22 protein-coding genes are annotated in these 26,621 nt (G+C 70.1%); 11 read left to right on the top strand and 11 right to left on the bottom strand.

The features are described 5' to 3' along the window. Positions 1–62: 62 nt before the first annotated feature. Together N542_RS25960 and N542_RS0120825 are read left to right on the top strand one after the other, a co-directional pair. Positions 63–1,247: an ROK family protein gene (locus tag N542_RS25960; protein ID WP_081795423.1), complete on the top strand. Its 1,185-nt coding sequence runs from the start codon at positions 63–65 to the stop codon at positions 1,245–1,247. Between the two features lie 186 nt (positions 1,248–1,433). Next, positions 1,434–5,132 (top strand): glycosyl hydrolase, encoded by a 3,699-nt coding sequence (locus N542_RS0120825; RefSeq protein ID WP_036509081.1) that lies wholly within the window; start codon positions 1,434–1,436, stop codon positions 5,130–5,132. A gap of 78 nt (positions 5,133–5,210) precedes the next feature. On the opposite strand, the gene N542_RS0120820 is transcribed toward N542_RS0120825, so the two are convergent. Then, positions 5,211–5,789: a TetR/AcrR family transcriptional regulator gene (locus tag N542_RS0120820; RefSeq protein WP_197026044.1), complete on the bottom strand. Its 579-nt coding sequence runs from the start codon at positions 5,787–5,789 to the stop codon at positions 5,211–5,213. Between the two features lie 166 nt (positions 5,790–5,955). On the opposite strand from N542_RS0120820, the gene N542_RS25955 reads away from it, so the two are divergent. From N542_RS25955 to N542_RS0120805, 3 genes are read left to right on the top strand one after another with little or no spacing between them, the layout of a single operon-like run. After that, the gene (locus N542_RS25955; RefSeq protein WP_051552183.1) at positions 5,956–6,561 is read left to right on the top strand and encodes a DUF4956 domain-containing protein; all 606 of its coding nucleotides are present in this window, start codon (positions 5,956–5,958) and stop codon (positions 6,559–6,561) included. Next, on the top strand, positions 6,554–7,354 hold the full coding sequence (locus N542_RS0120810; protein WP_051552181.1) for a VTC domain-containing protein: 801 nt from the start codon (positions 6,554–6,556) through the stop codon (positions 7,352–7,354). The genes N542_RS25955 and N542_RS0120810 overlap by 8 nt, the downstream gene beginning before the upstream one ends. Then, positions 7,351–8,241 (top strand): phosphatase PAP2 family protein, encoded by an 891-nt coding sequence (locus tag N542_RS0120805; protein WP_028645568.1) that lies wholly within the window; start codon positions 7,351–7,353, stop codon positions 8,239–8,241. Before N542_RS0120810 ends, N542_RS0120805 begins: the two co-directional genes overlap by 4 nt. Positions 8,242–8,547: 306 nt before the next feature. Here the strand turns inward: N542_RS0120805 and N542_RS0120795 are convergent, their stop codons facing one another. After that, positions 8,548–9,477 carry a hypothetical protein gene (locus tag N542_RS0120795; RefSeq protein WP_028645567.1) on the bottom strand — a complete coding sequence of 310 codons (930 nt, stop codon included), beginning with the start codon at positions 9,475–9,477 and terminating at the stop codon, positions 8,548–8,550. Between the two features lie 642 nt (positions 9,478–10,119). On the opposite strand from N542_RS0120795, the gene N542_RS0120785 reads away from it, so the two are divergent. Beyond that, entirely contained in the window at positions 10,120–12,867 is a 2,748-nt protein-coding gene (locus N542_RS0120785; RefSeq protein WP_028645566.1) for a helix-turn-helix transcriptional regulator, read from the top strand. 78 nt (positions 12,868–12,945) lie between these two features. Here the strand turns inward: N542_RS0120785 and N542_RS0120780 are convergent, their stop codons facing one another. After that, complete coding sequence (locus tag N542_RS0120780; RefSeq protein WP_028645565.1) at positions 12,946–13,722, bottom strand: SDR family NAD(P)-dependent oxidoreductase; 777 nt, start codon at positions 13,720–13,722, stop codon at positions 12,946–12,948. A gap of 160 nt (positions 13,723–13,882) precedes the next feature. Here N542_RS0120780 and N542_RS0120775 point away from each other — a divergent pair, with 160 nt between their 5' ends. Beyond that, positions 13,883–14,695: an alpha/beta hydrolase gene (locus N542_RS0120775; protein ID WP_028645564.1), complete on the top strand. Its 813-nt coding sequence runs from the start codon at positions 13,883–13,885 to the stop codon at positions 14,693–14,695. Positions 14,696–14,721: 26 nt separating this feature from the next. Here the strand turns inward: N542_RS0120775 and N542_RS0120770 are convergent, their stop codons facing one another. Beyond that, on the bottom strand, positions 14,722–15,378 hold the full coding sequence (locus N542_RS0120770; RefSeq protein ID WP_028645563.1) for a hypothetical protein: 657 nt from the start codon (positions 15,376–15,378) through the stop codon (positions 14,722–14,724). 225 nt (positions 15,379–15,603) lie between these two features. Here N542_RS0120770 and N542_RS0120765 point away from each other — a divergent pair, with 225 nt between their 5' ends. Then, positions 15,604–16,383, top strand: coding sequence for a PRC and DUF2382 domain-containing protein (locus N542_RS0120765; RefSeq protein ID WP_231482793.1), 780 nt, complete (start codon positions 15,604–15,606; stop codon positions 16,381–16,383). A 54-nt stretch (positions 16,384–16,437) separates the two neighbouring features. Here the strand turns inward: N542_RS0120765 and N542_RS0120760 are convergent, their stop codons facing one another. The 3 genes from N542_RS0120760 to N542_RS0120740 all read right to left on the bottom strand — a co-directional run bounded on the left by N542_RS0120760 (position 16,438) and on the right by N542_RS0120740 (position 20,055). Beyond that, positions 16,438–17,184 carry a TetR/AcrR family transcriptional regulator C-terminal domain-containing protein gene (locus N542_RS0120760; protein ID WP_197026043.1) on the bottom strand — a complete coding sequence of 249 codons (747 nt, stop codon included), beginning with the start codon at positions 17,182–17,184 and terminating at the stop codon, positions 16,438–16,440. A gap of 116 nt (positions 17,185–17,300) precedes the next feature. After that, a complete protein-coding gene (locus N542_RS0120755; RefSeq protein ID WP_028645560.1) occupies positions 17,301–17,585 on the bottom strand; it encodes a hypothetical protein in 285 nt (94 codons plus the stop codon). A gap of 778 nt (positions 17,586–18,363) precedes the next feature. Continuing rightward, a complete protein-coding gene (locus N542_RS0120740) occupies positions 18,364–20,055 on the bottom strand; it encodes a ribonuclease J (RefSeq protein ID WP_028645559.1) in 1,692 nt (563 codons plus the stop codon). A gap of 326 nt (positions 20,056–20,381) precedes the next feature. On the opposite strand from N542_RS0120740, the gene N542_RS0120735 reads away from it, so the two are divergent. Together N542_RS0120735 and N542_RS0120730 are read left to right on the top strand one after the other, a co-directional pair. Next, positions 20,382–20,582, top strand: a complete 201-nt coding sequence (locus tag N542_RS0120735; RefSeq protein ID WP_028645558.1) for a hypothetical protein — start codon at positions 20,382–20,384, stop codon at positions 20,580–20,582. A gap of 220 nt (positions 20,583–20,802) precedes the next feature. Then, the gene (locus N542_RS0120730; protein ID WP_036509074.1) at positions 20,803–21,495 is read left to right on the top strand and encodes a helix-turn-helix transcriptional regulator; all 693 of its coding nucleotides are present in this window, start codon (positions 20,803–20,805) and stop codon (positions 21,493–21,495) included. Between the two features lie 5 nt (positions 21,496–21,500). On the opposite strand, the gene N542_RS27965 is transcribed toward N542_RS0120730, so the two are convergent. After that, positions 21,501–22,253, bottom strand: coding sequence for a ZIP family metal transporter (locus N542_RS27965; RefSeq protein ID WP_028645556.1), 753 nt, complete (start codon positions 22,251–22,253; stop codon positions 21,501–21,503). A gap of 37 nt (positions 22,254–22,290) precedes the next feature. After that, positions 22,291–23,358, bottom strand: a complete 1,068-nt coding sequence (locus tag N542_RS0120720) for a glucose 1-dehydrogenase (RefSeq protein WP_028645555.1) — start codon at positions 23,356–23,358, stop codon at positions 22,291–22,293. 149 nt (positions 23,359–23,507) lie between these two features. Between N542_RS0120720 and N542_RS25950 the strand changes: the two genes are divergently transcribed. Then, the gene (locus N542_RS25950) at positions 23,508–24,356 is read left to right on the top strand and encodes a DUF707 domain-containing protein (RefSeq protein WP_155993261.1); all 849 of its coding nucleotides are present in this window, start codon (positions 23,508–23,510) and stop codon (positions 24,354–24,356) included. A 42-nt stretch (positions 24,357–24,398) separates the two neighbouring features. Here the strand turns inward: N542_RS25950 and N542_RS0120710 are convergent, their stop codons facing one another. Next, positions 24,399–25,169, bottom strand: a complete 771-nt coding sequence (locus N542_RS0120710; RefSeq protein WP_028645554.1) for an HAD family hydrolase — start codon at positions 25,167–25,169, stop codon at positions 24,399–24,401. Then, entirely contained in the window at positions 25,159–26,592 is a 1,434-nt protein-coding gene (locus N542_RS25945; protein WP_036509261.1) for a mannitol dehydrogenase family protein, read from the bottom strand. The genes N542_RS0120710 and N542_RS25945 overlap by 11 nt, the downstream gene beginning before the upstream one ends. Between the last annotated feature and the right edge of the window lie 29 nt (positions 26,593–26,621).

The following is a 26,621-nucleotide window of genomic DNA, read 5'->3' as shown; positions in this document are numbered from 1 at the left end:
AAGGTTTTTTGTTGTTTGTCCACATATGGATGAACTAAGTCGCCTAGGCTGCTGCCGTGAGCATGGTCGGTCTGGAGTCGCTGCGCAGCCGCAATGGCCGCGCAGTGGTCGCTGCTGTCCAGGCGCGCCCGCGTTGCAGCAGAGCCGACGTGGCCCGGTTGACCGGCCTGTCCACCTCCGCCGTCTCCATCCTGGTCGCCAGCCTGATCGACGCGGGGGTGCTGGTCGAGCTCGGCATCAAGCCGGCAGCGGCGGGCGGGCGGCCGGCCATGGCCCTCGGGCTTGCGCCCCGAGCCGGGTCCCTGATCGGGATCCACCTGGGCCACGCCGACCTCAGGGTGGTGCTCACGTCGCTGGACGGCACGGTCCTCATGCAGCAGCGCCACTTCCTCGACGTCGACCACGAGCCGGCGGCCTCGCTCGATCACCTCGCTCGCAGCACCGCTGACCTGCTGGAGGCGAGCGAGGTCCCCCGAGACGGGGTGCTCGCTGTCGGCGTCGCCGTCTCGGCGCCGGTGGTCGGCTCACGCGCGCTCGCGTCTCCGCCGATGCTGCTGGACTGGGGCGGTGTCGACATCGCCGGCATCCTGGGCGAGCGGACCGGACTGCCGGTCTACCTGGGCAACGACGCGACCCTGGGAGCGCTCGCTGAGTGGCGCCTCGGCGCCGGCACGGCAGTCGACGACCTCGTCTACGTGATGCTGGGTGAGGGCGTTGGTTGCGGCCTCGTGCTCGGAGGCCGGGTGCACGTGGGGGCGTCAGGCACCGCCGGGGAGCTCGGCCACCTTCCCGTGGTCGCCGACGGCAAGATCTGTCGGTGCGGGGCTCGAGGATGCCTCGAGACGGTCGTCAGCAAACGTGCCCTGCTCAGTGCTCTGGCGCACACGGTCGGACCCGAGGCCAGGGTCGGCGACCTGCTCGACCTCGCGGACGCCGGTGACCGCGGGGCCCTGCGTCTGCTCGCCGACGCCGGCCAGGTCCTCGGCAACGCGTTGGCCGGCGTTTGCACGATCGCCGACCCGAGCTTGGTCGTGATCGGCGGGGACCTGACCGCGCGCCCGCACTCGAGCGAGACGCTGCTCGAGGCCGCGCGCCAGGCCCTCGCGCTCGCCCTGCCGCCCGTCGCCAACCACGACATCCGGATCGTCCGCGCCGAGCTCGGCGCGCGAGCCGAGGCTCTCGGAGCCGCCCTGCTGGCAGCCTCGAAGTCCGGCATGCGTCTCGCCGACGGCGCGCAGGTCGGCTGATTCACCGCCGCGACGACGCGATCCGTGCCCATCGGTACGGCTTCGCGCTTCGCCGCACGCCGGCGCCTCGGGCCATTCCAGGTGTGACGAAATAAGACACTCCTAGTTTCTTGTTGACGGGCGACATTCGACGGCTTAGCGTGACCGGCGTCACTTGAAACCTTTCAATCATGCTGAGGTAGTCCCATGACCCGAGCTCTACCTGTTCGTCTGCGAGGTCGACGACGCGCAGCAGTCGCGGCCGCGGCTGCCCTCGCTGTCGCCGCCTCCGTAGTGCCGGCGCTTGCGCTGACCACCGTCGCGGGCAGCAGCCCTGCGTCGGCCGCCCCGGCACACGCACCGACGAGCCTGACTGCTGAAGCGTTCGCAAGCCCGCCGAAGAGTGTCCGTCCGATGTACCGGTGGTGGATGCCGTTGGCGTACACCGATGACGACGTCCTGCGTGACGAGCTCCACGACATCGCGGCCTCGGGTGCTGGCGGGGTAGAGGTCTCCCCGTTCATCGTCCCGGGATCGGGCAACCAGTCCAACGCGTTCACTGCCCAGTACGGGTGGGGTACGCCGCTGTGGGCGCACAAGATCGAGGTCATCACTGCTGAGGCGGCCAAGCTCGGGTTGGTGGTCGATCAGAACCTCGGTCCGCAGTACCCGGCCACGGTGCCGAGCCTGAACAGCTTCAACCAGCCGGAGGCCGAGCAGCAGCTCGTCTACGGCCGGGAGTTCAACGACGCCGGAACGTCGCGCACGGGCGTGCTGCCGTCGCCGACCACGGCGGTGCCGTCGGTCACGACGAAACTGTGCGCCGCTGCCGCCCCAGGTGACGACGTCCTCAATGTCGAGAAGCTCGGAGGCCTAGCCGCTGGCGACACCGTCACGGTCGGCACGGGCGGGGTCGCGGAGAAGGTCGTCGTGACCGGCCTCGGGGACCGCACCGCTGCGTGTGGCGAACTGTCCGTCTCGGCGGTCAAGAATCCCCACGACGTCAACGACGCCGTCCTCAACGTAGCGAAGACCACCCGCATCAAGACGCTCGTGGCACAGTGCGCCGCCGCTTGCGGCACCAGCACGACCGGCTCGGTCGGTCTGGTTCCGGACTCGGTCGCCGATGTCACCGGTCACGTCACCGGCGGGAAGCTCGACTTCACGTTCCCGGTCGGCAACGGCAACCCGTGGGTCGTCATCGACTTCCTCCAGACCGCCTCCGGCCTCGTCGCGCAGAGCGGCGGCTACACAGCCACGCAGCCCAACTACGTGGTCGACCACTGGAGCCGCGGTGGTGCGCGCATCCAGGGCAGCTTCTGGGACGAGAACATCCTCACTGACGCAGTGCAGAAGAACCTCGACAAGGTCGGCGGGGGTTCGGTGTTCGAGGACTCCCTCGAACTCGGATCCACGCAGAAGTGGACGTGGAACCTCCTGCAGGACTTCGCGAACCTGCGCGGCTACGACCCGACGACCTTGCTACCGGCCCTCGCCGGCTCCGGTCTCCAGGGCACCGGGACCCCGGCGTTCGAACTGGCCGGTGTCGGAGCGAAGTTCCGCGAGGACTACCGCGAGACCCTCAGCGACCTCTACGCGGGCCGGTACGTCACCACGATGCAGCGGTGGGCAGCCAGCCACAACCTCAACTTCCGGGCCCAGGCGTACGGAACCCCCATCCAGTCCGGAGTCGCAGCGACCAGGACCGGCATCCCCGAGGGCGAGTCGCTCAACTTCGGTGCCGGCAACAACACCCTCGGCGCCGAGCAGGACTACCGCGTCGTCGCCGGAGGAGCCCACGTCGCCGGCCGCAACGTCGTGTCCGTGGAGTGCTGCGCGATCTTCCAGGGCGGCTACCGCTCCAGCCTCGCCGGCCCGAGCGTCCCCGGCCAGTTCGGGCAGGGCGGCGACGGCACCGCCGTCGGCGGCAAGTACTCCCAGGGCCTGCTGGACAGCATCTACAAGTCCTACGCCGGGGGCGTGAACCAGCTCGTCTGGCACGGCTACGCGTACCGTGACGCGCCCGCCGGGGTCGGCTCCGCAGGCCGTGACGGTGGCTCATGGCCCGGTTACCACCCGTGGGACATCTTCGGCGTCATCAGCGTCAACGACGAGTTCGGTCCAAGGCAGGCAAGCTGGCCCGACTACAAGAACGTCAACGACGCACTCGCCCGCACCCAACTGGTACTTCGACAGGGCCGTGCGACCGTCGACCTCGGCGTGTACTACGCCGAGTACGGCCTGCTCGGCAACGGTGTCGGCAGCCAGGGTCCGGTGCAACACATGCTCGGCAACGACTCCGCCACCTCTCAGGCCGGGTACACCTACGACTACGTCGCACCCGACTTCCTCTCCGACGTGTCGGTCGAGGCAGACGGCGGCCTGTTCGGTGACACCTCCGACCAGCAGGCGCTGGTGCTGAACAACCAGACGACCATGTCGGTACCCGACGCCCAGCGGCTCCTCGAGCTCGCCGAAGACGGCCTGAAGCTCTTCGTCATCGGCGACGCACCGTCCACCAGCCCCGGCGCCAAGCCCGGCTCCGGTGACCTGGCCGGTGTCGTCGAGGACCTCCTGGACCAGCCGAGCGTGACGCAGGTGGCCGCCGAGGCCGACCTGCCCGCAGCCCTCGAGGCCGCCAACGTCCGACCGGCCGTAGAGCCGGCCGAGCCGACCTCGGCACTGGGCCTGGTACGCCGTGAAGCCGACGGGGTCAGCTACGACTTCGTCTACAACCGGTCCAACACGCCCGTCGAACAGGACCTCACGCTCGCCGGTACCGGTGTCCCGTTCCAACTGGACACCTGGACGGGCAAGATCGAGCCGATCGCCGAGTACACCAGCGACAACTCCGGCGTCACGGTGCATGTGAAGGTCGGGGCGCACGACGCCGTCGTCCTCGCCCTGGCGAGCAGCACGACCGCTCCTGCACCTGCGCTCGCGGTGCACGCCGTGGCAAGCACCGGCGAGATCGTGGCAACCGGCGGGCAGGGGCTCGCGCTGCGTGCCACCGCCGACGGCTCGTACGCCACGACGTTCAGCAACGGAGTTCAGCGCAACACCGCAGTCAGCGGTCTGGCCGCAAGTCAGAACCTGAGCTCGTGGACGCTGAACGCCCAGACCTGGACACCGGGCGCGAACCAGTACACGACGACCAAGACCGACCAGCCTGCGATCGACATCACCGCAGGGGAGAACGGCAAGCTGCCGTCGTGGCGCGACATCACCGCACCGGTGGACCTCTCGCAGGCCTCCGGCGTCGGGACGTACACCACCACGGTGACCCTCCCGTCGACCTGGACCAGCACTGACGGTGCGTACCTGGCGCTCGGGGACGTCCTCGACTCCGCCACGGTGACCGTCAACGGCACCGAAGTGGCGGTCAACCAGGCCGACCGTGGCCGCATCGACCTCGGCACGAACCTCGAGCCCGGCGAGAACACCATCGAGGTGCGCGTCGCGACCACGATGTTCAACGCGGTCCGCAAGTCCGGTGACGGGAACTACCAGATGCCGGCCTGGCAGAACACCGGGCTCATGGGTCCGATCGTGCTCACGCCGTACCGCGACACGGTGCTGAAGACCGCAGCCGACCCGACCCCGGTCCCGGTGAAGGTGGCGACCACGACGAAGCTCAAGGTCTCGCCGACCACGATGAAGGCAGGAAAGCGAGCCACCGCGGTCGTGACTGTGTCCTCCAGAGCCAAGGTCGTCGGCACGGTCCGCGTCACCGTCGACCGGAAGCCCTTCCGGACGGTCAAGGTGACCAACGGTCGAGCGGTCGTGAAGCTGCCGAAGCTGAAGGTCGGCAAGCACCGCATCGGAGCCACGTTCAACGGCTCGACCCTGCTGAAGGCGTCCAAGTCGGAGGTGGTCACCATCAAGGTCGTCCGCAAGCGACGCTGACCGGGACACACCGAAGCACCAGGTAGGGGCGCTGAGACCGTGCAGCCCAGCGCCCCTCTCTGGTGCGAGACACCGCGCTCAGTCGGCGCGCGTGGCACCCAGCGCCGGGAGCCACACGTCGTCGACCAGCGCGGCGATGTCCTCGGAGCCCGGAAGGTTCCCCGACTGAAGGAACTCCGCCATCAGCACGGCGTGACCGACATTCATGGCCAGGGCCGAAGGCGGACGGCACAGTTCGCCGCGCCCGACAGCCCGGGACACGACCTCGGCGACCTGGGCGATGACGGGGTCCACAGCGAACAGGCTGGTCTGGCTCGGGCCGTCGGTCTCGCAGATCACTCCACGCGCCACCTCGCCGAACGGACCAGCGAGAAAGGCCGCCATGCCCTCCAAGAAGTCCACCAGGTCGGCGCGCAGAGCGCCGGACGAGACGAACTCCGGAGCAGCCGCACTCCTGGCTCGCCGAAGCATCTCCTCCGCCACGTCGACCCGGTTGCGCCAGCGACGGTAGATGACCGCCTTCGCAGTCCCGCTGCGTTCCGCGATGCCGGCAATGGTGAAGTCGGACCAACCCCGTTCTGCCACTTCGCTCCAAGCCGCGTCGAGGATGGCCTGCTCGAGCACCGGCCCACGCCGACGCGTCTGCTTCTCCGACATGGCTGAAGCCTGCTGCACGGGTGCAAACGAACCAACTCCGCCTGGCGACATGCGGCCCACGGACCTCGACCGGCTGGACGCAAGGATTCATCTCTTCTTCATGCTCGATGCCTAGCGTCGTGAGGACCGGCCCACAGGCCGCCTCAATTCGGCAGGAGCAACGCACGTGACATCCACAGCGCTCATTGGACTGGGTATCGACGTCCTCGCACTGTTCGTGCTCGTCGGCTGGCTCTACCGGCGGCGTGCCGCTGCACCTGAGATGACGATGGTGTTCGTGACGTTGAACATCGGCCTGCTCGCGGCGCTCACCGCCATCACCGCAGGTCACTTCCCTGCTGGGGTGGGGTTCGGTCTGTTCGGTCTGCTGAGCCTCGTCCGGCTTCGCAGCGCTGCTTTCAGCGTCAAGGATGTCTCGTACACGTTCTGTGCTCTGGTGCTTGCGTTGGTCAACGGCCTTCCCGACCGCCACCTGGGACTCGTCGTTGTGCTCAACGTGCTGGTCCTTGCCGCGGTGTGGTTGGTCGACGACTCGAAGACCAGGCGTCCGACCCGGGTGCTGCGGATGACGCTGGACCGTGCGCTGGTCGATGCCGACGCTGTTCGCAGCGAGGTCACCGCCCGGCTTGGGCGTGCACCCATCGCGGTGGTCGTCGAGCAGGTCGACTTCGTTCGCGACACGACCGTGGTCGCCGTTCGCCATGAGGTCGAAGAGGGGTGGGCGACCCTGATGCCCTCCACCGGTCCCGAGGAGATCGATTCCCGTGCCTGATGCAGCCGAGCTGACCTCTGTCGCTGGTCGCCGCACCATCTCCCTGGAGGAGGTTCTTGCGTGCGCGCCGGCCACCACCCGGGTCGACCGGAAGTACGTGGTGCCCCGTGCGATCGCGGAGGAGCTCGTCACCTCACTTCCCCCGTCATTGCGGGTCCTGGCCATCGGTGGGCGCCTGTCGACCGCCTATCGCAGCACCTACTTCGACACCCCGGATCTGATGACGTGCCGAGCCCATATCCAGCAGCGCCGTCGTCGGTGGAAGGCCCGCAGTCGCCTGTACGTCGAGGACGGGCTGTGTCGACTCGAGCTGAAGGTCCGTGACGGCAGTGGACTGACTCGAAAGTACTTCCATCCGACCTCAACACGCGCGCAGGGCCACCTGGATCAAACCTCGGCCGCGTTCTTCCAGGGTCTCCTTCTCGACCTCGGCCTGCCACCGGCTCCGGCGCTCGAAGCATCGGCCGACATCGGGTACCGCCGCACCACCCTGGCCGACGTCGACACTGGTGCCCGGGTCACCGTCGACCTCGGGCTCACCGGCACACGCCATCGACGCACCATGAGCCTCGACGCCGGCTGCGCGATCGTCGAGACCAAGGGCGGTCAGACCCCCGGCGCCGCCGACCGGCTCCTCATGGGCCTCGGTGCCCGACCGGTGTCGTTCAGCAAGTACGCCGCGACGGTGTCGCTGCTCGACTCCCGCATCCCCGACAACGACGTACGCCACCTCGTCGGGCACACCCTGCACCTGGACACCACGCCCCATCACGACCTTCGGAGGTCCGCATGAGCAACCCGACCAAGCCACCCGTCAGACGTCGCCCGAGCCGACGCTTCGTCGTCGTCGCCGCACTCGCCGCGCTGGCCATCCTCATCGGACTCGTCGGACCAACGGCATGGACCAGCAGCACGAAGAAGTCCACGAGCAGCAACAACCTCTCGGCCAAGGACAGGATCGCCGCCAACCCACCCCCGACCCTCTTCGCAGACAGCGCCGTCGCCGCCACCGACAGCAGCGTCGCAGCCCAGAGGAGACAGGCCGACGCCATGGTCCGGACCTGGGCCACCACCCACGGCGCCAAGGCCGACGACCAGGCATTCATCGCCTGGGTCGAGCAGACCTTCCCCCCGCCTCCGGCCGATCTCGCCGGACAGATGCCCGTCGTGGTCAAGCTCAGCAAGCAACGCACGACGTCCGGCATAGCCGCGGCCACCTGGCTCGAGTCCTACGGCAAGAAGGACATCTGGAAGCTGTACGCCCACGATCAGGCGGAACTGCTGGGTGGAAGCCCAGGTAGAGACCGCAAGGCCCAGGAGAAGGCCGTGCTCAAGATGGCAAAGAAGATCGCTGACGACCTCGGCACCCGCTACGGCTCCGCCGCACCCTACGTTCGCATGCCCTCACTGCGCACCGACCACAAGGTCGCGGCAGGCCAGAAGTGCCCGTGCTCCTACCCGTCTCGACACGCCACCGCTGCCGCTGCATCCGAGACCTTGCTCGGCACTCTGATGCCCGCGCGGGAGGCCGAGTATCGCGCAATGGAAGCCCAGATCGACTACTCCCGCATCTACATGGCCGGCCACTTCCCCGGCGACATCGCCGCTGGTGCACTGCTCGGGGACGTCATCGGGGACTACTTCCTCCTCACCCGCAACCTGACAGCCCTCCGGGGATAGGTGGCGTCGCCAGCGCCCATGACCGGATCTCCCGCGATCCGTGCTCGGCGACGTTGGGGTCTCACCCCGCAATCGGCACGAGTCGTCGAGTCAGTGCCAGTCATGCCGCGTCGTCGGTCGGCAAGACTCCGCAGGGCCTCGGCGCATCCAGCGGCGGAAGCTCAGGCCCAGCCGTGGCGGGCGCAATGCAACCCGAGCTGGATGCGGCTCTGCACACCGGCCAGCTCCTGGAGGTGGCGCATCCGGCCCTGGACGGTCCTGGGCTATCGCGAGGAACGTGGCTCCCGATGAGGACCCCTCGGTGACTCAGTAGGGGAGGAAGCAGAGGCCTCCGTGGCGCGAGATGCCACCGCACGACTGTGCGGAGCCGTTCTTCCACGTGTCGCTGGCGACCCAGAGTCCGGCCGCGGTCAACAACAGCTGGTGGGAGCCCATACCGCGCGAGCGAGTCGGGTTCCACCCGGTGACCCGTCCGGTCCGAGGGTTGATCGACGCGATGCCGGGGCGCCTGACTGCTCCTCGGCCGGCAGAGTCGCACCCGTGCCGGTTGTTGGCCCAGCGAGCGTGCCCGCTCACGTAGACGTTGTGACGGTCGGCGACGACTGAGTAGTAGCTGTCGCAGCCGGCGTAGTTGATCCAGCGGTGGCTCACCGCTCCGGACGACGCTGGGAATGACGCGACAGCGTCGCACAGCCCGGCACGTGGCCCCTTCCGAGTCGAGCCGCGGCCGGATTCAGGCATGAGACCCGTCGACGCCAGGTAGATCGTGCGGTCGTCAGGCGACCAGTTCCCGGCGCGTACGTACCAGTGCAGCTTGCAGGTCTGGAGGAGCTCGGCCGAGCGCCACGGGTTGACACGCACCTTCCTCCTGTCGAGGTCGAGGACCGCCGCCTGTTGCCGGGGGCGTCCCTCGATCGAGGTGAAGACACCCTCGATGAGCAGCCGGTCACCGGCGTTGCTGAGCTGGGAGTTGTACACCTGGCCGGCCGTCCCTGGATAGGTGCCGCTGATGCGGACATCGAGGTAGCGAGTGACCGCGCCCGTCGTAGGTTTCAGGCTCGCCATCAGGCTGCGTCCCACCCCGTTGACCGCGGTGAAGGAGCCACCGATCAGCACCCGCCGATGGGCGAAGCGCACCGTCTGCACCGGTCCGTTGGCCCGGCCCCTGAAGTGCTTCCTGACCTTCCCGGTGACCGCGTCGACCGCGACCAGGTGGCCAGCGGCGACGCCGTTCACGCGGGTGAACCTCCCCCCGAGGTAGGCAGTCGAACAATCCCGCGAGAGCGCGATCGAGCGAACCGGGCCGTTGATCCTCGGTGCCCACCTGGTCATCGCACCTGTCGTGGCGGAGAAGCTGAACGCGTTGGAGCGGGCATAGGTCACCGACCCACGGCGGACGGCGGTCATGCTGCCGACGGCGTACATCACGCCCCCACAGGGCGCGAGCTCCTCGATCCTCTGGTTCACGGGATGGCGGAGCAGGTACGGCGTCGAGCTGGATGGCACCTGACCGACGGTGTCCGGAGTGGATGCCGCAGCCGGGAGGCAGACCGCGACGCCGGCTGACACGGTTGCAGCAACCATGACCCGCCTCGTCCGGCGCCAGGTCGACGCGGCCCAGCGCCACAAGGTGGTGCGCCCCCCGAGACCGTGCGCGCGCGTCACGGCGGATCTGACGAACATCAGCAGCAGAGCGAAAGCTCTGGTGAACATTGGAACCCCCCAGTTCAGATCAGGAGCATCCCCTGATCACCGGGCGGTGTCCCGCTCGCCTCTTCCTACTCACCAGGGTTGGGTACGACGAGGGACGTACCGGACCGATGAGACGGTACGCAGCAGTGGTGGACGGCGCGGCGCTCGGACCGCGATGCTTGCGGCGTGACCACGGCGGCGAGTCGCTTCCTCGTGGGGCGGGAGGCCGAGGCCCGCCTGCTGCGTCGGCGCCTCGATGCGGTCGGCGACGGCCCCGTCGTGACGGGATTGGTCGGTGAGCCCGGCGCGGGCAAGACGGCACTGGTGGCTGCGGCTGCGGACGTGGCGCGCTCGCGTGGGTTCGCGGTCCTCACCGCCCGGGGCAGCGCGGCGGAGGCGAGCCTCCCGTTCGCGGCGCTCCATCAGCTCCTCCGACCGTTGTTGCCCAAGGTCGACCAGCTATCCAGCCGGCAGCGTGGCGCGCTGCTGGCGTGCTTCGGGATGGGCGAGGCGGACGACGTCAATCCGCTCTTCGTCTCGCTGGCGACGCTCGAGCTGCTCGTCGAGCACGCCGTGAGTGCTCCGGTCCTGGTCTGCCTGGACGATCTCGACCGGATGGACCGACCCTCGGTCGATGCACTCGGCTTCGTCGCGCGCCGGCTCCGCGGCGAGCGCGTGGTCGTCGTGTGCACGTCGCGATCACCGGGGACGGAGCTCGGCGACCGGTCGACCGACGAGTGGACCGTGCTTCAGGGCCTGGACGCGGACGCCTCGACCGAGCTCCTCCACTCCCGCTCGACGAGGCTCTCGCCGGCGCTCGAGCAGCGCGTCGTTCGGGAGTCCGGCGGCAACCCCCTGGCGCTGCTCGAGTTTGCGACGGCGCTCGAGGCGGGCCGGCAGGCGTGGACCGACCTCGACGACGATCTCCCGATGACCGCCCGCCTCGAGGCGGCCTTCGCCGTACGCGCCGGCGAGCTCGACCATGCCGGACGGGCGGTCGTCGACGTGGCCGCGGTCGACGACGGCAGCATCCTCCGCGACGTCCTCGCCGCTGCCACGATCCTGCACGGCGCCGCCGTCGATGCCGAGGCGGCCGCACCGGCGCAGGTGCTGGGGCTGCTCGTGGTGTCGGGTGACCACTGCCGGATCGCCAGCCCACTGGTCGGCTCTGCGCTCCGCCAGACGATGTCGGCGGCGAGGCGGAGACAGGCGCACGCGGCGCTCGCCGAGGTCCTGGTCGCCGATCGGGACCGAGCGATGTGGCACCGCGCCGCCGCGGTGGACGGCCGCGACGAGCAGGTCGCCGCGGACCTCGAGCGCGCTGCCGCCGACGCACGTCGACGTGGCGCGGTGGCGACCGCGGCGGGGTGGCTGGAGCGCGCGGCCGCACTGAGCCTCGATCCGGCAGCGCGCACGTCACGACTGCTGGGCTCCGCCGAGCTCGCCTTCGAGCTGGGCCGCTTCGAGCAGGTGGAGCAGATCAAGGCGCGGGTGGCGGGCGCCGAGCTCGACGTGCGCGACCGGTCCCGGCTCGCGTGGCTCGAAGGGGCCTTCCACGACGGCTCGTCGAGCGAGCCGTCCGAGGTGAGTCGCCTGGTCGGCCTGGCGCGCAGGGCCACCACGGACGGCGACGTCGACCTCGCCCTCCAGCTGCTGTTCGGCGCCGCACGCCGGGTGTGGTGGCGCGATCCCGGCGACGGGGTGCGGGCGGAGATCGTCGATGCGGTGCGCAACGTGCCGGTGCCGGCCCAGGATCCGAGGATCCTCGCGGCGATGGCACTGGCCGAGTCCTTCGATCTCAGCCCGATCGTCATCGACCAGCTCCGGCAGTGGCCGCCGGACGCGGGTGGAAGCCCGGACCTCGCCGGACTGCTCGGCATCGCGGCGTTCTGCGTCGGGGAGTTCGAACGCGCGGACACGTTCCTGACCCTCGCCATCCAGGAGCTGCGCGCCCAGGGGCGCCTGAGCCTGCTGGCGGAGGCTCTCGCGATCCGCTCGTGGACCGAGGTGAACCTCGGGATCTTCGAGCCGGCCCGTTCAGCCGAGGAGGCGGTGCGGCTGGGAGACGAGACCGGACAGGCCGTGTGGGCTGCGACCGCACGCATCGCCGTCGCGGTCGCCGACGGCGTGTCCGGCCGGTGGGTCCCGCGGCACGTCCTGCTTGCCGAGGCCGAGCACACCGCCGTGCGCACGCCCAACGCGAGCTCGTCACTCCTGGCTGGTGTCCAGCAAGCACGTGGCATGGCCGAGCTCGGGGCCGACAGGCCGGAGCAGGCGTTCGGTGAGCTGCAGCGCATCTTCGTGCCCGACGACCCGGCGTTCCAACGCGTCCAGCAGCTCTGGGCCGTCGGCTACCTCGCGGACGCCGCCGTCCGGACCGGTCGTCGCGACGAGGCGCGAGAGCTGCTCGAGGTGCCGGTCCGGCTCGCCGGCGCCACGCCTGCGTCCGGGTACGCCATCGCGCTCGAGTACGCCGACGCGGTGCTCGCCGACGACGCGTCGGCTGAGGCTGCGTTCGCGGATGCCCTGGCGGGCGCCGCTCGCTCGTATCCCTGGCACCGGGCCCGTCTGCAGCTCGCCCACGGTTCGTGGCTGCGTCGCCAGCGCAGGGTCGTTGAGTCGCGAGACCCGCTCCGGGCTGCCCGAGGGACGTTCGCTGCGCTGGGCGCCGCGACCTGGGCGGCGCGAGCGGATCATGAGCTGCGAGCGGCGGGCGAGCTGGGGTGGCAGCCGGTGACGAGCCCGCGGGAGGACCTGTCCGCACAGGAGGCGCAGATCGCGGAGCTCGCCGCGCAGGGGCTCTCCAACCGCGAGATCGGGCAGCGACTGTTCGTGTCGCACCGAACGGTCGGGTCCCACCTGTACCGCATCTTCCCGAAGCTCGGGATCACCAGCCGCAACCAGCTCGCCGGCGCGCTCGCCCGTCGCGGCTGAGGGCCGTCCCCGGCAAGGGAGGGGATCATCCGCTGCTGGCCCGTGGGCCGGATCGCGTCGTCCTCGTCGGGTGGGTGGTCAGAGCGTCGGGACGAGCCCGCCGTCGAGGGTGATGTCGGCGCCGGTCAGGTTGGGCCACCGGCCGCTCGCCAGGACCACGGCGAGGTCGGCGACCTCCTCGGGCCGGGTGAACCGGTTCGTCACCATGGCCGCGGCCGCCTCCTGCCGTACCGCCGCCGGGTCCTGGCCGGTGGCGGTCCCGACGACCTCCGCTACCCCGCCCGAGCCGAGCCAGAGGTCGGTCGCCACCGGTCCGGGGTTGATGGTGTTGGCACGGACACCTCGCGCGCCGTACTCCTTGGAGACGGACTTGGTGAGGTTCACCAGGGCCGCCTTGGCGGCCGAGTAGTCGATGACGAGCGGATCGGGCAGTGCGGCGTTGACCGAGCCGATCGTGACGATGCTGCCGCCTCCGCGTGCGACGAGCACGGGCAGGGCGGCGCGGAGGGCGCGCACGTGCGCGAGCAGGTCGAGCTCGATCGTCTGCTGCCACATCGCGTCCGTGACGCTCTCGAAGCCGCCGGGGCGTGGATGGACGAAGCCGACATTGTTCACGAGGACCGCCAGGTCCGGTCCCGCGGCCGCCACCAGCCTCGAGGGCCCGTCCGGCGTCGCGAGGTCCACCTCGACGACCTCCACGCCGTCGCCCGCGAGGGCGGCCAGCTCGTCCGTGGTCGACAGGGACCCGGCCACGACGCGAGCGCCCTCCCTGGCGAAGGCCCGGACCGTCGCCAGTCCGATGCCCCGGCCCGCGCCCGTGACCACGACCGTCAGTCCTTCCAGCTGCAGCTCCATGACGGGAACGCTAGGAGCCGCGACGCACTCCCGTCTTGGGTCAGATGACTGAATCGTCGTCATCGGCGCGCGACCGCGGTGATCGACAGTCAACTGACTGAAGCGCACTGCGCGACAGGACGGCCATGATCGCGGCATCACCCCCAACGAAGGAGCACTCGTGTCCGACACACCCCGCCCTGTGGTCTTCATCCACGGTCTCTGGCTGCACGCGAGCTCGTGGCAGCAGTGGGTCGAGCTCTTCGACCAGGCCGGCTACGCCGCCATCGCGCCCGGTTGGCCCGGCGACGGGACGACCGTCGAGTCATCGCGCGCCGCCCCCGATGCCATCGCCGACAAGGGCATCGACGACGTCGTTGACAGCTACCTACGAGTCTTCGAGGGACTGGACCGCAAGCCGATCCTGGTCGGACACTCCTTCGGCGGCATGATCGCGGAGAAGCTGCTCGGTATGGACGTGGCGGACGCCGCCATCGCCATCGACGCCGCCCAGATCAAGGGTGTGCTGCCCCTGCCCCTGTCGTCGCTGCGGGCCACCCTGCCGGTCTTCAAGAACCCGGCCAACAAGCACAAGGCCGTCTCGCTGACCCAGGAGCAGTTCCGCTACAGCTTCGGCAACGCCGTGAGCGCGGAGGAGTCCGATCGGCTGTACGACGCGTGGACGATCCCCGCGCCGGGCAAGCCGCTCTTCGAGGCGGCAGCCGCGAACTTCTCGCTCCACTCGCCCGCCGCCGTCAACACGCACAACGACGACCGTGGGCCGCTTCTCCTGATCATGGGCGGCAAGGACCACACCGTGCCCGAGGTGATCACGAAGTCGACGCTCAAGCAGTACCGCGACTCCCTGGCGGTCACCGACCTGCTCGAGTTCGAGGACCGAGGTCACTCGCTGGTCGTCGACAGCGGATGGCGCGACGTCGCGACCGCTTGCCTCGAATGGCTCGAGAAGCAGGGGCTGCGCGGCGACACCTGAGACAGCGGTCCGGTTCCCAGGAGCAATCAGCGGTAGGCGGCGCGGTCGACCCGGTTGTGGTAGCGGTGCCCGACGACACCGCCGAGAACGGCGCCCAGCAGGGTGAGGGCGAGGACCAGCACCCCGGTGATGATGCCGCCCCAGCCCAGCTCGTCGGTGGAGACCGGGATGCGGGGGAGGTCGACGCGGTCGAGGATGTTGTACTGCGAGCCGAAGGTCGCGCCGAGGGCCAAGGCGACCAGCGTCACGAGCAGGCCGATGACCCAGACTCCGACGCCCTGGCGGGCCCCGTCGTAGCGCGACATCCTGCCGGCGACGTACCCGCCGGTGAAGTACGCCAGGGTCAGCACGACGACAAGGACGACGCCGGCGGCGACCCCGATCGTGCCGGCGGAGCGCTGCGCGTCGGACTGGGTGATGTTCGCGCTCGAGCCGACCGCTGCCAGGATGGCGCCGAGGATGCTGGTCAGCAGGATCGCGATCGCGATCGCGACCAGCCACCCGAAGAACGCGGCCCCGATGTTGAGACCGCCGAACTTGTCGCGGGCCGCGCTGTCGTCGACGCGGTCCCGGCGGACGAGGTGGTCCTCGCGGGCCGTGTCGTTTCCCAGGGTGTCTGGCCGTTCGTCGCCGGACGTCGGGTGAGCCGGGTGGGCGCCGGTCCGTTTGCTCCGCGTTGCCATGGCTTGCTCCTCGATGTCGCTGGTTCGCCGTGCATCGGCACTCGGGTACCCGATGGTTTACGAGGTAAACGGGTCGGCGGCGAGACGGGATCCGCCCGGCTTACGGTGTAAACAAATGCTCCGCTCGCACGCATGGGCGCACTTCCGACGGGGACCGCCAGACCGCAAAGCACCCACACGTACTCGGGAGGGAAGCGCATGTTGAGCGAAGCAGAAGCCGGTCGAATGATCGGGAACACGGCGTACGGCAGCGACGGCAGCAAGATCGGTAAGGTCGGTCAGCTCTACCTCGATGACCAGACCGGACAGCCGGAGTTCATCACCGTCAACACCGGCCTGTTCGGCAAGAGCGAGACGTTCGTGCCGGTGGAGAACGCCTCGATGGACGGCGATCGCGTGGTCCTGCCGTATAGCAAGGACAAGATCAAGGATGCCCCGAGCGTCGACCTCGACGGGGACCATCTCGATGAGGCCGAGGAGCGGCGGCTCTACGGGTACTACGGCCGCAGCTACGACGCCGGTGCCGGCGACGACCGCCACGGTCGGGACGACGGCGAGGACTCCTCTGCCGCCGGCCGCGAGTCCTTCGCCGACGCATCGGTGGGACACGACACCTCGGGTCCCGAGACCGATGACGCGATGACGCGCTCGGAGGAGCGACTCGACGTCTCCACCACCACGCAGGAGGCCGGTCGGGCCCGGTTGCGCAAGTACGTGACCACCGAGATGGAGACCCAGACGGTGCCGGTGCGCAAGGAGAGGGCCGTGCTCGAGCGCGAGCCCGTCACCGACGCGAACGTGGACCGGGCGACCGACGGCCCGGCCATCTCCGAGGAGGAGCACGAGGTGGTCCTCCACGAGGAGCGCCCCGTCGTCGACACGACCGTCGAGCCCGTCGAGCGCGTCCGGCTCTCCACCGAGGCCGCGACCGAGGAGCAGCAGGTCTCCGAGGAGGTCCGCAAGGAGCACGTGGAGGCTGAGGGCGACGTGCAGAACCGCCGCTGACACCTCCTCGTCACGCAGGATCGAGGGCGGTCGCCGCGCCGGCGGCCGCCCTCGTCAGTCAGACGGGTTCTCGGAGGCGATGAGCGCGATCCGGTTCAGGAGCTCTTCGAGGGAGTCCTCGAACTCGACCGCCGAGCGGTCCTCGGACAGCGCGCTGCGCAGCTCCTCGACGGCCGGGTAGAGCGCCAGCTCCGAGCCTGCCGGGACCTCGGCGTCCTCGAGGACGTCGAGCGGACCGACGTCGGCACCGTGGACCGCGACCTCGAGCAACAGATGCCCCAGCAGGAAGCTGGTGAACGCGCGGTACGCCGCGACCGCCGCGTCGTTCGAGAACCCCTCCTGCCGCAGACCCTGGAGGAAGGTCTCGACCCACACCAGGCTGCGCAGCGGCGGCCGCAGCCACGGCGCCTCGGGCGGTCGCGAGGCCACCAGCGGGAAGACCCGGGGATGGTCCAGGGCGATGCGGCGCACGCCGTGGGCCATGCGCTGGAGGAAGTCCTGCCAGCCGTGCTGAGGAGCGTCGACGACGTCGTCGTCCCGCTGCATCTGCTCGATGATCTGACCCACCACCGCGTCGAGCAGGTCCTCGCGACCAGGGACGTAGCGGTAGAGCGCCATGGCTTCCACGCCGAGCTCCTCGCCGAGGCGACGCATCGTCAGGCTCGGGAGTCCGTGCTCGTCGATGAACGCGACCGCGGCGTCGACGATGCGCTCTCGCGACAGCGGCACCCGCGCTGACGGAGGCGCCTGACCTTCGACGACAGCTGCATCGGCGTCCACCGCCTCGTCCTTGCCTGCCACGTCGCCTCCCCGGTCGCCCGCAGTCTACGGACACCACGACGCCACGGCGCCCGGATGCCTGGCGGACGCGGGCGCCCCGCCACCTACGGGGTGGCGGGGCGCTCCGAGACGCGGTGTCAGCGGTGGTCGTGCTTGGTGACGTTGTCGTCGTAGTAGTCGCGGCTGCCGGACTTCGCCAGCCCGCGGCTGATCATGTAGCCGATGGTCAGCAGCGTGACGAGGAACCATGCGTTCTGGGCGCCGAAGTCCTCGCCGTCGACGACGGCCGAAGCCACCAGGACCGCGATGGCGACGACGACGTAGGCGATGAGCTCGGTGGTCTTGAACGACGCCTTCGTCTCGGTGCTGATGCGGCGCGTGGCGGTGTGGGTGGCGTTGTCGTGGGTGCTGGTGCTCGACATGAGGTTCCCTTTCGTAGTGGCGGCCGTTCGTCGACCCCGTTGGTCGCCCTCCAGTGAGGGCTGAACGGCAGCGCTGGGCGCACTGCTGGCGCGGCACGATGGGTAGCCGGGCCACGGCGACGGCATGCCGACTCCCGCGTGTGGCGAAGAGCGCAACACGGGCGTGTAACGACCGGACGAGGACGTGACATACGGCGGCCGGCTGCGCGGGCCGTCGGGCTACGGACCCGGCCGGTGACGACGTGGCGAGCACCACGGCCGTCGGACGCGTGCTCTGCCGGGCGACGGGGGACCTGCAGGCATGTTCTTCTTCTTCAGCAACCGACTCGGCTGCCTCGGCTCGCTGCTGTTGTCAGCGGCCGTCACCGTGATCCTCATCCTGGCCCTGTCGAGATGACCCGCACTCTCCGAACCTATGTGGTGCGGCTGCTGCTGTTCTCGTCGACAGCTCGAGCCGCGCGGGTGACCGCGGACAGCGAGCTGGACGGTGAGTGACGGTCCGGTCGCCGTCGCGGGGCCCAGCCGGCCGCCGGGGCTCGCTCGACTCTCGGGCGCCGTGTTGGACGCTGCCGCCGTCGAGGAGCTGTGGCGATGCAGCGCTCAGCTCCGCATGCTCGCCACCCTGCGCCGCGACGAGTGTGAGAAGACGCTCGCGGCGAGTCGACAGGTCCGGCTGGGACGGTCAGTGGACGACACCTGAGCGGCGGCCGATGCCGGCCGGCAAGATCCGACGAGCAACACCCGAGGCGACGCCGACGGCCGCTGAGGCGACGTCGCGTCAGGCGTCGATCACGAGCGGGATGATCAGCGGGTTGCGCCGGAAGGTCCGGTGCGCCCACCGCGCGACATCGCGAGCCAGGAGCTGCTCGAGCTGGTGAGCGTCGCCGATGCCTTCGGCGGCGGCGCGGGCCAGGCACTTCTCGATGACGGCGACGGCTGGGTCGAAGGCACCGTCCTCGTGGACGAACCCACGGACCAGGAAGTCCGGCGGGTCGGCGAGCTTGCCGGTGTCCGCATCGACGATGGCGAGCACGGTGACGACGCCCTCCTCGGCCAGGGTGCGGCGGTCCTTCAGGCTGGCCTCCGTGACGCCACCGACGGTCTGGGCGTCGACGTAGATGTTGCCCGCCCGCACCTTGCCGGCGATCTTGGCCTTGCCGTCGATGAGGTCGACGACGACGCCGTCCTCGGCGAGGACCACCCGATCCTTGGCCAGGCCCGTGCTGATCGCCAGGTCGGCGTTCGCCCGGAGGTGGCGGTACTCGCCGTGGACGGGCATGACGTTCTTGGGCTGCACGATGTTGTAGCAGTAGACGAGCTCGCCGGCGCTGGCGTGCCCCGAGACGTGCACCTTGGCGTTGCCCTTGTGGACGACGTTCGCGCCCCATCGCGTGAGCCCGTTGATGACGTTGGAGATGGCGTTCTCGTTGCCCGGAATCACCGAGCTCGCCATCAGGATGGTGTCGCCCTCACCGATCCGGATCTTGTGGTCGCGGCTGGCCATGCGCGAGAGCGCGGCCAGCGGCTCGCCCTGGGAGCCGGTGCAGATCAGGGTGACCTTGTTGGGCGCCATCTTCTCGAGCTGGTCCAGGGGGACGATCAGGTTCGGCGGCACGTTGAGGTAGCCCAGGTCCTGGGCGACACCCATGTTGCGCACCATCGAGCGCCCGACGAAGGAGACCTTGCGGCCGTGGGCGTGCGCCGTGTCGAGCACCTGCTGGATCCGGTGCACGTGGCTGGCGAAGCTGGACACGATCACCCGTCGCGGCGCGGTGCGGAAGACCTGCTCGATGGCGGGGGCGAGCTCACGCTCGGACGTCGTGAAGCCGGGCACCTCGGCGTTCGTGGAGTCGGTGAGGAAGAGGTCGACGCCCTCCTCGCCGAGCCGCGCGAAGCCGCGCAGGTCCGTGATCCGCTTGTCGAGCGGGAACTGGTCCATCTTGAAGTCGCCGGTGTGCAGGACGGTGCCGGCTCCGGTGCGGATCGCGACGGCGAGCCCGTCGGGGATCGAGTGGTTGACCGCCAGGAACTCCAGGTCGAAGGGGCCGTACGACGTCTTGTCGCGGTCGCCCTCCTTCACCTCACGGGTCACCGGACGGATCCGGTGCTCCTTGAGCTTCTCGACGATCAGGGCGAGGGTCAGCTTGGAGGCGATCAGCGGGATGTCCGCGCGCTCGCGGAGCAGGTACGGCACGCCGCCGATGTGGTCCTCGTGCCCGTGGGTGAGCACGATCCCGACCACGGAGTCGATGCGATCTCGGATGTAGCCGAAGTCGGGGAGGATGACGTCGACGCCGGGCTGGTGCTCCTCGGGGAAGAGCACGCCGCAGTCGACCACGAGCAGCTTCTTGTTGAACTCGAAGACGGTCATGTTGCGGCCGATCTCCCCGAGGCCGCCGAGCGGGACGATCCGGAGACCGCGCGGCGGCAGCTTCGGCGGGACCTGGAGTTCAGGATGGGGATGGCTCACGGGGAGTCCGTTCTGGGTAGCTCGGGAGCTCGAACCGGGCAGCGCCGAGCGCAGGCGTCGGTCTCGCTCTGAATCTGTCGAGTCGAGTCGATGAGTCCCATGATTGTGCAGGACTCCTGCCGGCGGTAGGCACCCGGTGGGTCTCGCAGGCGCCCGCCCGGCCGGCGACATCCGACAAGTCGAGCCCGTCGGCCCCTTGCGCAAGGGTTCCACAAGAAGCGCGCCAGCCGTATCGGGCTGCCGCTGACGTGCGTAACGTGGATGAAACGCAGCGTCTGGGTCCGGGGGGACCGGTCGGACGCTGAGGAATCGAACGGGGGACGATCGTGGGAATCATCGAACTGGTCGACGCGTCGGCGGCGACAGCGCTCGAGCACGCCTCACAGCTGCAGGGACATCTGCAGACCGCACACGACGGCGACACGATCCGCGAGTGCAGAGGTGAGCTGCACCGGCTGGTCGCAGACATCATCTCGCTCCGGAACGCGGCCGAGCTGATGAAGCGCGAGCTCCGCCCGACCGGCTGAGGCTCGCACCGCGTAGGCGGGACATTCGGGGGGAACGGCGTCCCCAATGTTGGGGATACCTGGACCAGATGGTCGATTTGCCCCCACGGATGACCCAACTTGCACTAGGGGCCCGTTCCGGGTCTGTGCTGGCTTGTTCGACAGGCCGGCGTTCGCAGTGGCACGGGCCTCGGGGGAGGCCCGACCTCGGGGTGGCGCGCTCAACTCGTTCGGGGGAACGATGGATCGCAGCGGGCGGATCAAGGTCGCGATAGTCGACGAGCAGCGTCTGTTCACGGACTGTCTGGGGCTGGTGCTGGATCGGCGGAACTACTCGCACTGCGTGGTGCCGGTGCCCGAGGGCTGCGGCCAGACGAACCGGCTCCTCGCCCGGTTGCTGGCGGTGCGTCCCGATGTGCTCCTGCTGAACGCCGAGCTCGGGCAGGTCTGCGACGGAGGAGCGCTGATCGCACCGATGACGCGTGCCGGCGTCGCGGTCGTCGTGATCACCGAGAGCGCGAGTGAGGCGCAGTGGGGCTGGTGCCTGGAACGCGGGGCCCGGCTGGTGCTGTCGAAGAACGAGTCCATGGCGTCCGTCCTCTCCGTCGTGCGGCGCGTCAGCCAGGACCAGCCCGTGCTCGAACGCTCCGAACGGGATCGACTCATCGGGATCTCGCGCCAGCAGGACATGACGCGACGAGACGCACAGGAGCGCCTGCAGAAGTTGTCGCCGCAGGAGGCGGAGATCCTTCGGCACCTGATGTCGGGGCGCACCGTCCGAGAGATCGCGGTCGTGCGGGTCGTCTCCGAGGCGACGGTGCGGACCCAGGTCAAGGCGATCCTCGCCAAGCTCAACCTGCAGTCCCAGCTCGCCGCCGTGGCCGCCGCTCACCTCGGAGGGTGGGGCGTACGGCCGCTGCCGATCGCCGGGTAGCACGGTCAGCCGGCACGCGAGATCGCGAAGGCACACAGGAAGCCCACGGTGGCCAACAGGCCTGCGTAGAGGTGGGTCTTCTCGAACGCCTCGGGGATCATCGTGTCGGTGATCATGGCCAGGATCGCTCCGGCCGCGACCGCCGTGATCAGGGCGATCGCGCCGGCGGAGGCGCCTTGGAGCAGCAGGCAGCCGATCGCACCGGCCAGACCGCTGGCCACGGCGATGCCACCCCACACGCCGAAGACGTAGCTCGCGCTGCGCCCGCTCCGCTTCATGCCGGCCGCGCTGGAGAGGCCCTCGGGGAGGTTGGAGATGAAGATCGCGGCGAGCACCGGGACTCCCACCCCGCCGCCGCCCAACAGGGACAGCCCGAGCACGACCGACTCCGGGATGCCGTCGAGGAGGGCGCCGATGGCGATGGCGGAGCCGCTGCCGGACTTCTGCGAGTCGGAGACCTGCTCGTCGCCGGAGCGCTTGCGGTGCCGGGCGCCGCGCCGGGCCAGCAGCACGTTGGCGGCGACGTACGCCCCGGCGCCGACCAGGAAGCCGATGCACGTGGGCAGCAGGCCGCCGGTGGTCTCGGCCTCGTCGACCAGGTCGAAGGCGAGGGCAGAGATCAGGACGCCCGCGCCGAAGGCCATCACCGAGGCGATGACGTGGCGCGGGACCGAGACCAGCCAGGAGACGGCCGCGCCGATCACCAGGGCGCCACCCGCGAGCAGGCCCCACAGGCCGGCTTGGAGCCAGACAGGCATCGTGTCGCCTACCCGCACCCGTGGCAGGAGCTGCCGGTCACCGGGAGTCCTCCCGGTCAAGGGTGATGACGACCTTGACGTCGTCGTCGGACGGCTGGTCGAAGGCGGCGGGCGCATCCTCGAGCGGCACCCTGGTCGTGATGAGCCGCCCCAGCCAGTCGGCGTCGGCGCGCGCCAGCGCGTCGGCGGCCTGCCGGTAGTGGCGCAGGTTGGCGTTGACCGAGCCGACGAGAGCGTCGTTCTCCAGCACGATCTCCCGGTTGAGCCCGCCCGCGTCCACGCCGAGCGTGTGCCCGCGCGACGAGACGCCGGTCAGGCAGACGATGCCGTACGTCGCGGTCGCGGCGATGGCGTCGAAGACCAGCTGCCCGACGCCGGTCGCCTCGATGACCACGTCGGGACGGTGCTCCCGGGCCACCTCCGCGACGCTCGTGGAGTGGTACGTCGCCCCGAGCGCCTCGACCAGTCCGGGCTTGGGGCCCTCGGTGACCCGGTCCAGCACGTGCACGTCGAGTCCGCGCTGGACGCCGAGCATCGCGGCCAGCAGGCCGATCGGACCGGCGCCGGTCACCAGCACGGTCGCCGGCTCGAACCACGCCCGCTCGCCCACCCGCTCGACCTGCTCCCACGCCTTGGCCACCACGCTGGTCGGCTCCATCAGCACGCCGCTCATCCCCAGGTGCGGCTCGATCTTGACGGCGAAGTCGGCCGGCACCGTCCACAGCTCGCTGGCATAGCCGTGCAGCTCCTTGATGCCCCGCTCGGTGTACTGCCCGTTGCGGCACATGTCCCACTCGCCGTGGGCGCACGCTCCGCACGGCTGCGGATCCGGGCGTCGCACGACGCCGGCGACGAGGTCACCGCGCTCGAAGCCGCTGCCCTCCGGCGACTGCTCGACACGTCCCAGGGACTCATGACCCAGCACCAGCCGGTCACTGTCCGGGGGCGACCAGCCGTAGTCACCGCGCACGATCTCCTTGTCGGTCCCGCACAGGCCGACCGCGACGCCGCGGACCAGCAGCTCTCCCTCACCCGGCCGCGGATCGGGCACGTCCTCGACCCGGACCGAGCCGGCGGCCTGCGGTTCCACGGTGAGTGCACGCACGTCCGGGTGGTACCCACTCACCGGCGAGCCAACAACCGGCGCTCGGTCGTCGGCCCGACGACGGGGCGTATGGCGGGGTCACGTGGGTACCGCCACCCGTCATCAGGAGTCGACGGCGTTCGTCGCGCTGCGATCGGAGGGAGACCCGCATGAGCAGGAATCTGGTGCTGGCCCGTGTCGGAGCCTCCTCGTTGCACGGCTCCTGGCTGTCCGCCGGCGTGCCTCGGGACTGGGACCTGCACCTGGTGCCGTTCCAGCCGGTGCCCTTCGCCTCGGGACCGGGAGTCGTGGTGGCCGACGTGATCCCCGGCCCGAAGTGGGCGGGGGTGCGCGAGTACCTGCGGTCGTGGGACGGATGGCGCGAGTACGACTACGTGTGGATCCCGGACGACGACATCTTCGTCACCCAGGGGACCATCTCCGCGATGTTCGAGGTCGCGCGCACCGTCGGGCTCGACCTCTTCGCGCCTGCGTTGCACGAGGCGTCGTACTTCGCCCACTTCTCCACGATGCGCAACACCAGCTTCTTCGGGCGCTGGACGGGCTTCGTCGAGATCATGGTCCCCGCCTTCAGCCGCCAGGCACTCGACCAGCTCGTCCACACGCTGGACCTCAGCGAGACCGGTTGGGGATGGGGTCTGGACTCCCTGTGGCCCAAGCTCCTGGAATACCGCAACGTCGGGGTCATCGACGCACTGCCGGTGCTGCACACCCGTCCGGTCGGCAGGATGAGGGACCTCGACCTCGCCAAGCGCGTCCTGGACGAGTCGGACCACATCATGGACCGCTTCGACTGTCGCCAGGTGCACACGTCGTTCGGCGCGTTCAACGACGAGGGGGCGGCGGTCAAGTCGGAGCCGGAGAGGTTCTTCGCGGACCTCGCTCGCGGCTGGCAGCACCTCGTGGACCGCGACCCGCGGGTCCTCACTTGGCTGGTGGAGTTCCAGCAGGAGCTGTTCGAGTGGCCGGAGTACCCGGTCGCCGGTACGCCGTCGTGAGAGCTGCGCGACCGATCCAGCGTCAGCGCCCCGCCCGCGCGGTCAGGACCTCGCGGCGCCCGCCGTGGACGTCATCAGGTCCCGCAGCTCCTGCCAGTCGGTGACGACCTGCCAGGCACCGGCGGCCAGCAGCTGCTGCTCCCGGCGGGGCCGCTCGAGGGCCGGTACGAAGGCCAGGTTGCCGATGGTCGCGATGCCGGCGCCGACCGCGGCACTGACCCCCGCGACCGCGTCCTCCACTGCGACCGCCTCTCGGGCGTCGAGAGCGAGGGAGCGCAGGGCGTGCGTGTAGACGGCGGGGTCGGGCTTGCTGGTGGGGGTCGCCAGCGAGTCCTGAGCGCTGAACCGGTCGGCCACGGGGAAGAGGTCGTCGAGCCCGGTGGCGGTGAAGCACGCGGCGAGCCGGGGCGTCGCGCTCGAGCTGACGACCGCGAGCCGGTAGCGCGAGGCGAGCGCGGACAGCGTCGAGGTCACTGCCTCGTCGGGTGCCAGGACGGTGGCGAGGTGCCGGGTCACGACCGCCGCCTCCTCGTCGACCCAGGCCTGCAGCTCGGCGCTCGACACCCTGGTGCCCAGCTCGTGGGACAGGTCCGTCGCGAGCCTGCGGAAGTTGCGCCCCAGCGATGCTCGCCGCAGCTCGTCCGCCGTGTAGGCCCGACTCGATCCCAGCGCCGACAGGAAGCGGTTGGTCACCCCCACCGAGGCGTCGAACGCGGGCTCCTCCGACGGGAAGAGGTTGCCGTCGGCGTCGCACAGGAGCGTGGTGACCTCGTCGAGGTTCGGGGCAGAGGGGTCGTGATGGTCAGGACGCAACGGTGCGGTCTCCTTCGCGTAGCTCGGCCACGGCGCCGCGGAGCGCGCTGGGGAACCGTGGGTGAAGACCCAGGTCGCCGAAGATCTCGGACCGGCCCAGCAGGGGGCGTGGGTCGAGCACGGCGATCCGGGCCAACGGCACCAGCTCCTCGGCCAGGGGGTCCACGAGGGCGGCCAGCCCGGGGCGCGACGTGCCCACGGCGCAGAGGTGGTCGATCCAGGCCGCGATCGTCATGGTCAGCACGGTGCACTCCGTGCCGCTCGTGAGCGCCTCGCGCAGGGTCGGGACCACGTAGTTGGCGATCCTGGTCGAGCCTCGGCGGCGAAGCCTCTCCAGGGAGTCGGCGACGCGGTCGTCGGCGAGCCGGGCGCGAACGGCCTGCCGGTAGCTCCCGACGTCCAGGGGAGCCTCGCGGAGGGTGGGCGTGACCTCGTCGCGCATCAACCGGTCGACGAGCCGGCCGACTCGCGGGTCCGCCATGGCCTCGGCGGTCGTGTGGTGGCCGGCCCGTGCGCCGAGGTAGCCCAGCATCACGTGGGCGCCGTTGAGCATCCGGGTCTTGGCCTGGACGAACGGCCGCACGTCGGTGACGAGCTGGACACCGACCTCCTCCCACGGTGGGCGATCGCCCGAGAACTCGTCCGCCACGACCCACTGGCTGAACGGCTCGGGGAAGATCGCCAGGTCGTCGGTGACGCCATGGCTGTGACGGAGCATCCGTCGCTGGAGCTCGGAGGTGGCCGGGGTGATCCGGTCGACCATGGAGCTGGGGAACGCGACGCTGCTGTCCACCCAGCTCGCGAGACCCGGTGACATCGCCTCGGCGGCCGCGACGACGGCTCGACGCGTCGCCAGGCCGTTGTCGGCCAGGTTGTCGCACGAGAGCACGGTGAACGGTGCCGTCCCTGCGGCGCGTCGGAGCCTGAGCGCCTCGGCGACCAGGCGGAAGGCGCGCCATCCCGGCGGAGCGCCACGGTGCTCGGTGTCGCCGTGGGCCTCGTACGCCGGGGCGGTGAGCGTGAGGGTGACGAGCTGCGTGCGCGGGTCGGTGAGCCTGTCGAGCAGCGGGGTGGCGGCGGTGGCGGCGTCGACGTAGTCCTGCAGCGCGCCCACGACCCTGGCTCGTCCGGACCCGGGATCGACCACCGTCCAGAGGTTGTCCTGCCGGCGGAGGACGGCCCCGGCGGCGGCGGTGCGCAGGCCGGACCCGACGAGGCCCCAGTCGTGGGACACCCCGCTCTCGGCGAGCCGGTCCAGGTAGACCGCCACGTGCGCTCGGGCGAAGGAGCCGAGTCCGAGGTGGATCACGCCGGGACGCAGGTCACGCGCGTCGTACGACGGCACGCTGACCGATCCGGCCAACGACGGCAGGGTCGCCCGCCGCAGGGGCACGGCGTGCGGGGGCCCTGGGGGAGCAGACACGTACGACTCCGACACTGAGGGCAAGATGC

Origin of the sequence: Nocardioides sp. URHA0020 (assembly GCF_000620705.1) — a bacterium.
In the GTDB taxonomy this organism is placed as follows: domain Bacteria; phylum Actinomycetota; class Actinomycetes; order Propionibacteriales; family Nocardioidaceae; genus Nocardioides.
The sequence above is the reverse complement of the archived record's forward strand: the minus strand, read 5'-3'. Positions and strand labels throughout refer to the sequence as shown.

Coding starts and splice junctions, on each gene's coding strand:
- N542_RS25950 (WP_155993261.1), top strand. CDS start 23,508: ATGAGCAGGAATCTGGTGCTGGCCCGTGTCGGAGCCTCCTCGTTGCAC.
- N542_RS0120755 (WP_028645560.1), bottom strand. CDS start 17,585: ATGTCGAGCACCAGCACCCACGACAACGCCACCCACACCGCCACGCGC.
- N542_RS0120730 (WP_036509074.1), top strand. CDS start 20,803: ATGGATCGCAGCGGGCGGATCAAGGTCGCGATAGTCGACGAGCAGCGT.
- N542_RS27965 (WP_028645556.1), bottom strand. CDS start 22,253: ATGCCTGTCTGGCTCCAAGCCGGCCTGTGGGGCCTGCTCGCGGGTGGC.
- N542_RS0120770 (WP_028645563.1), bottom strand. CDS start 15,378: ATGGCAACGCGGAGCAAACGGACCGGCGCCCACCCGGCTCACCCGACG.
- N542_RS0120780 (WP_028645565.1), bottom strand. CDS start 13,722: ATGGAGCTGCAGCTGGAAGGACTGACGGTCGTGGTCACGGGCGCGGGC.
- N542_RS0120825 (WP_036509081.1), top strand. CDS start 1,434: ATGACCCGAGCTCTACCTGTTCGTCTGCGAGGTCGACGACGCGCAGCA.
- N542_RS25960 (WP_081795423.1), top strand. CDS start 63: ATGGTCGGTCTGGAGTCGCTGCGCAGCCGCAATGGCCGCGCAGTGGTC.
- N542_RS0120820 (WP_197026044.1), bottom strand. CDS start 5,789: ATGTCGGAGAAGCAGACGCGTCGGCGTGGGCCGGTGCTCGAGCAGGCC.
- N542_RS0120805 (WP_028645568.1), top strand. CDS start 7,351: ATGAGCAACCCGACCAAGCCACCCGTCAGACGTCGCCCGAGCCGACGC.
- N542_RS0120765 (WP_231482793.1), top strand. CDS start 15,604: ATGATCGGGAACACGGCGTACGGCAGCGACGGCAGCAAGATCGGTAAG.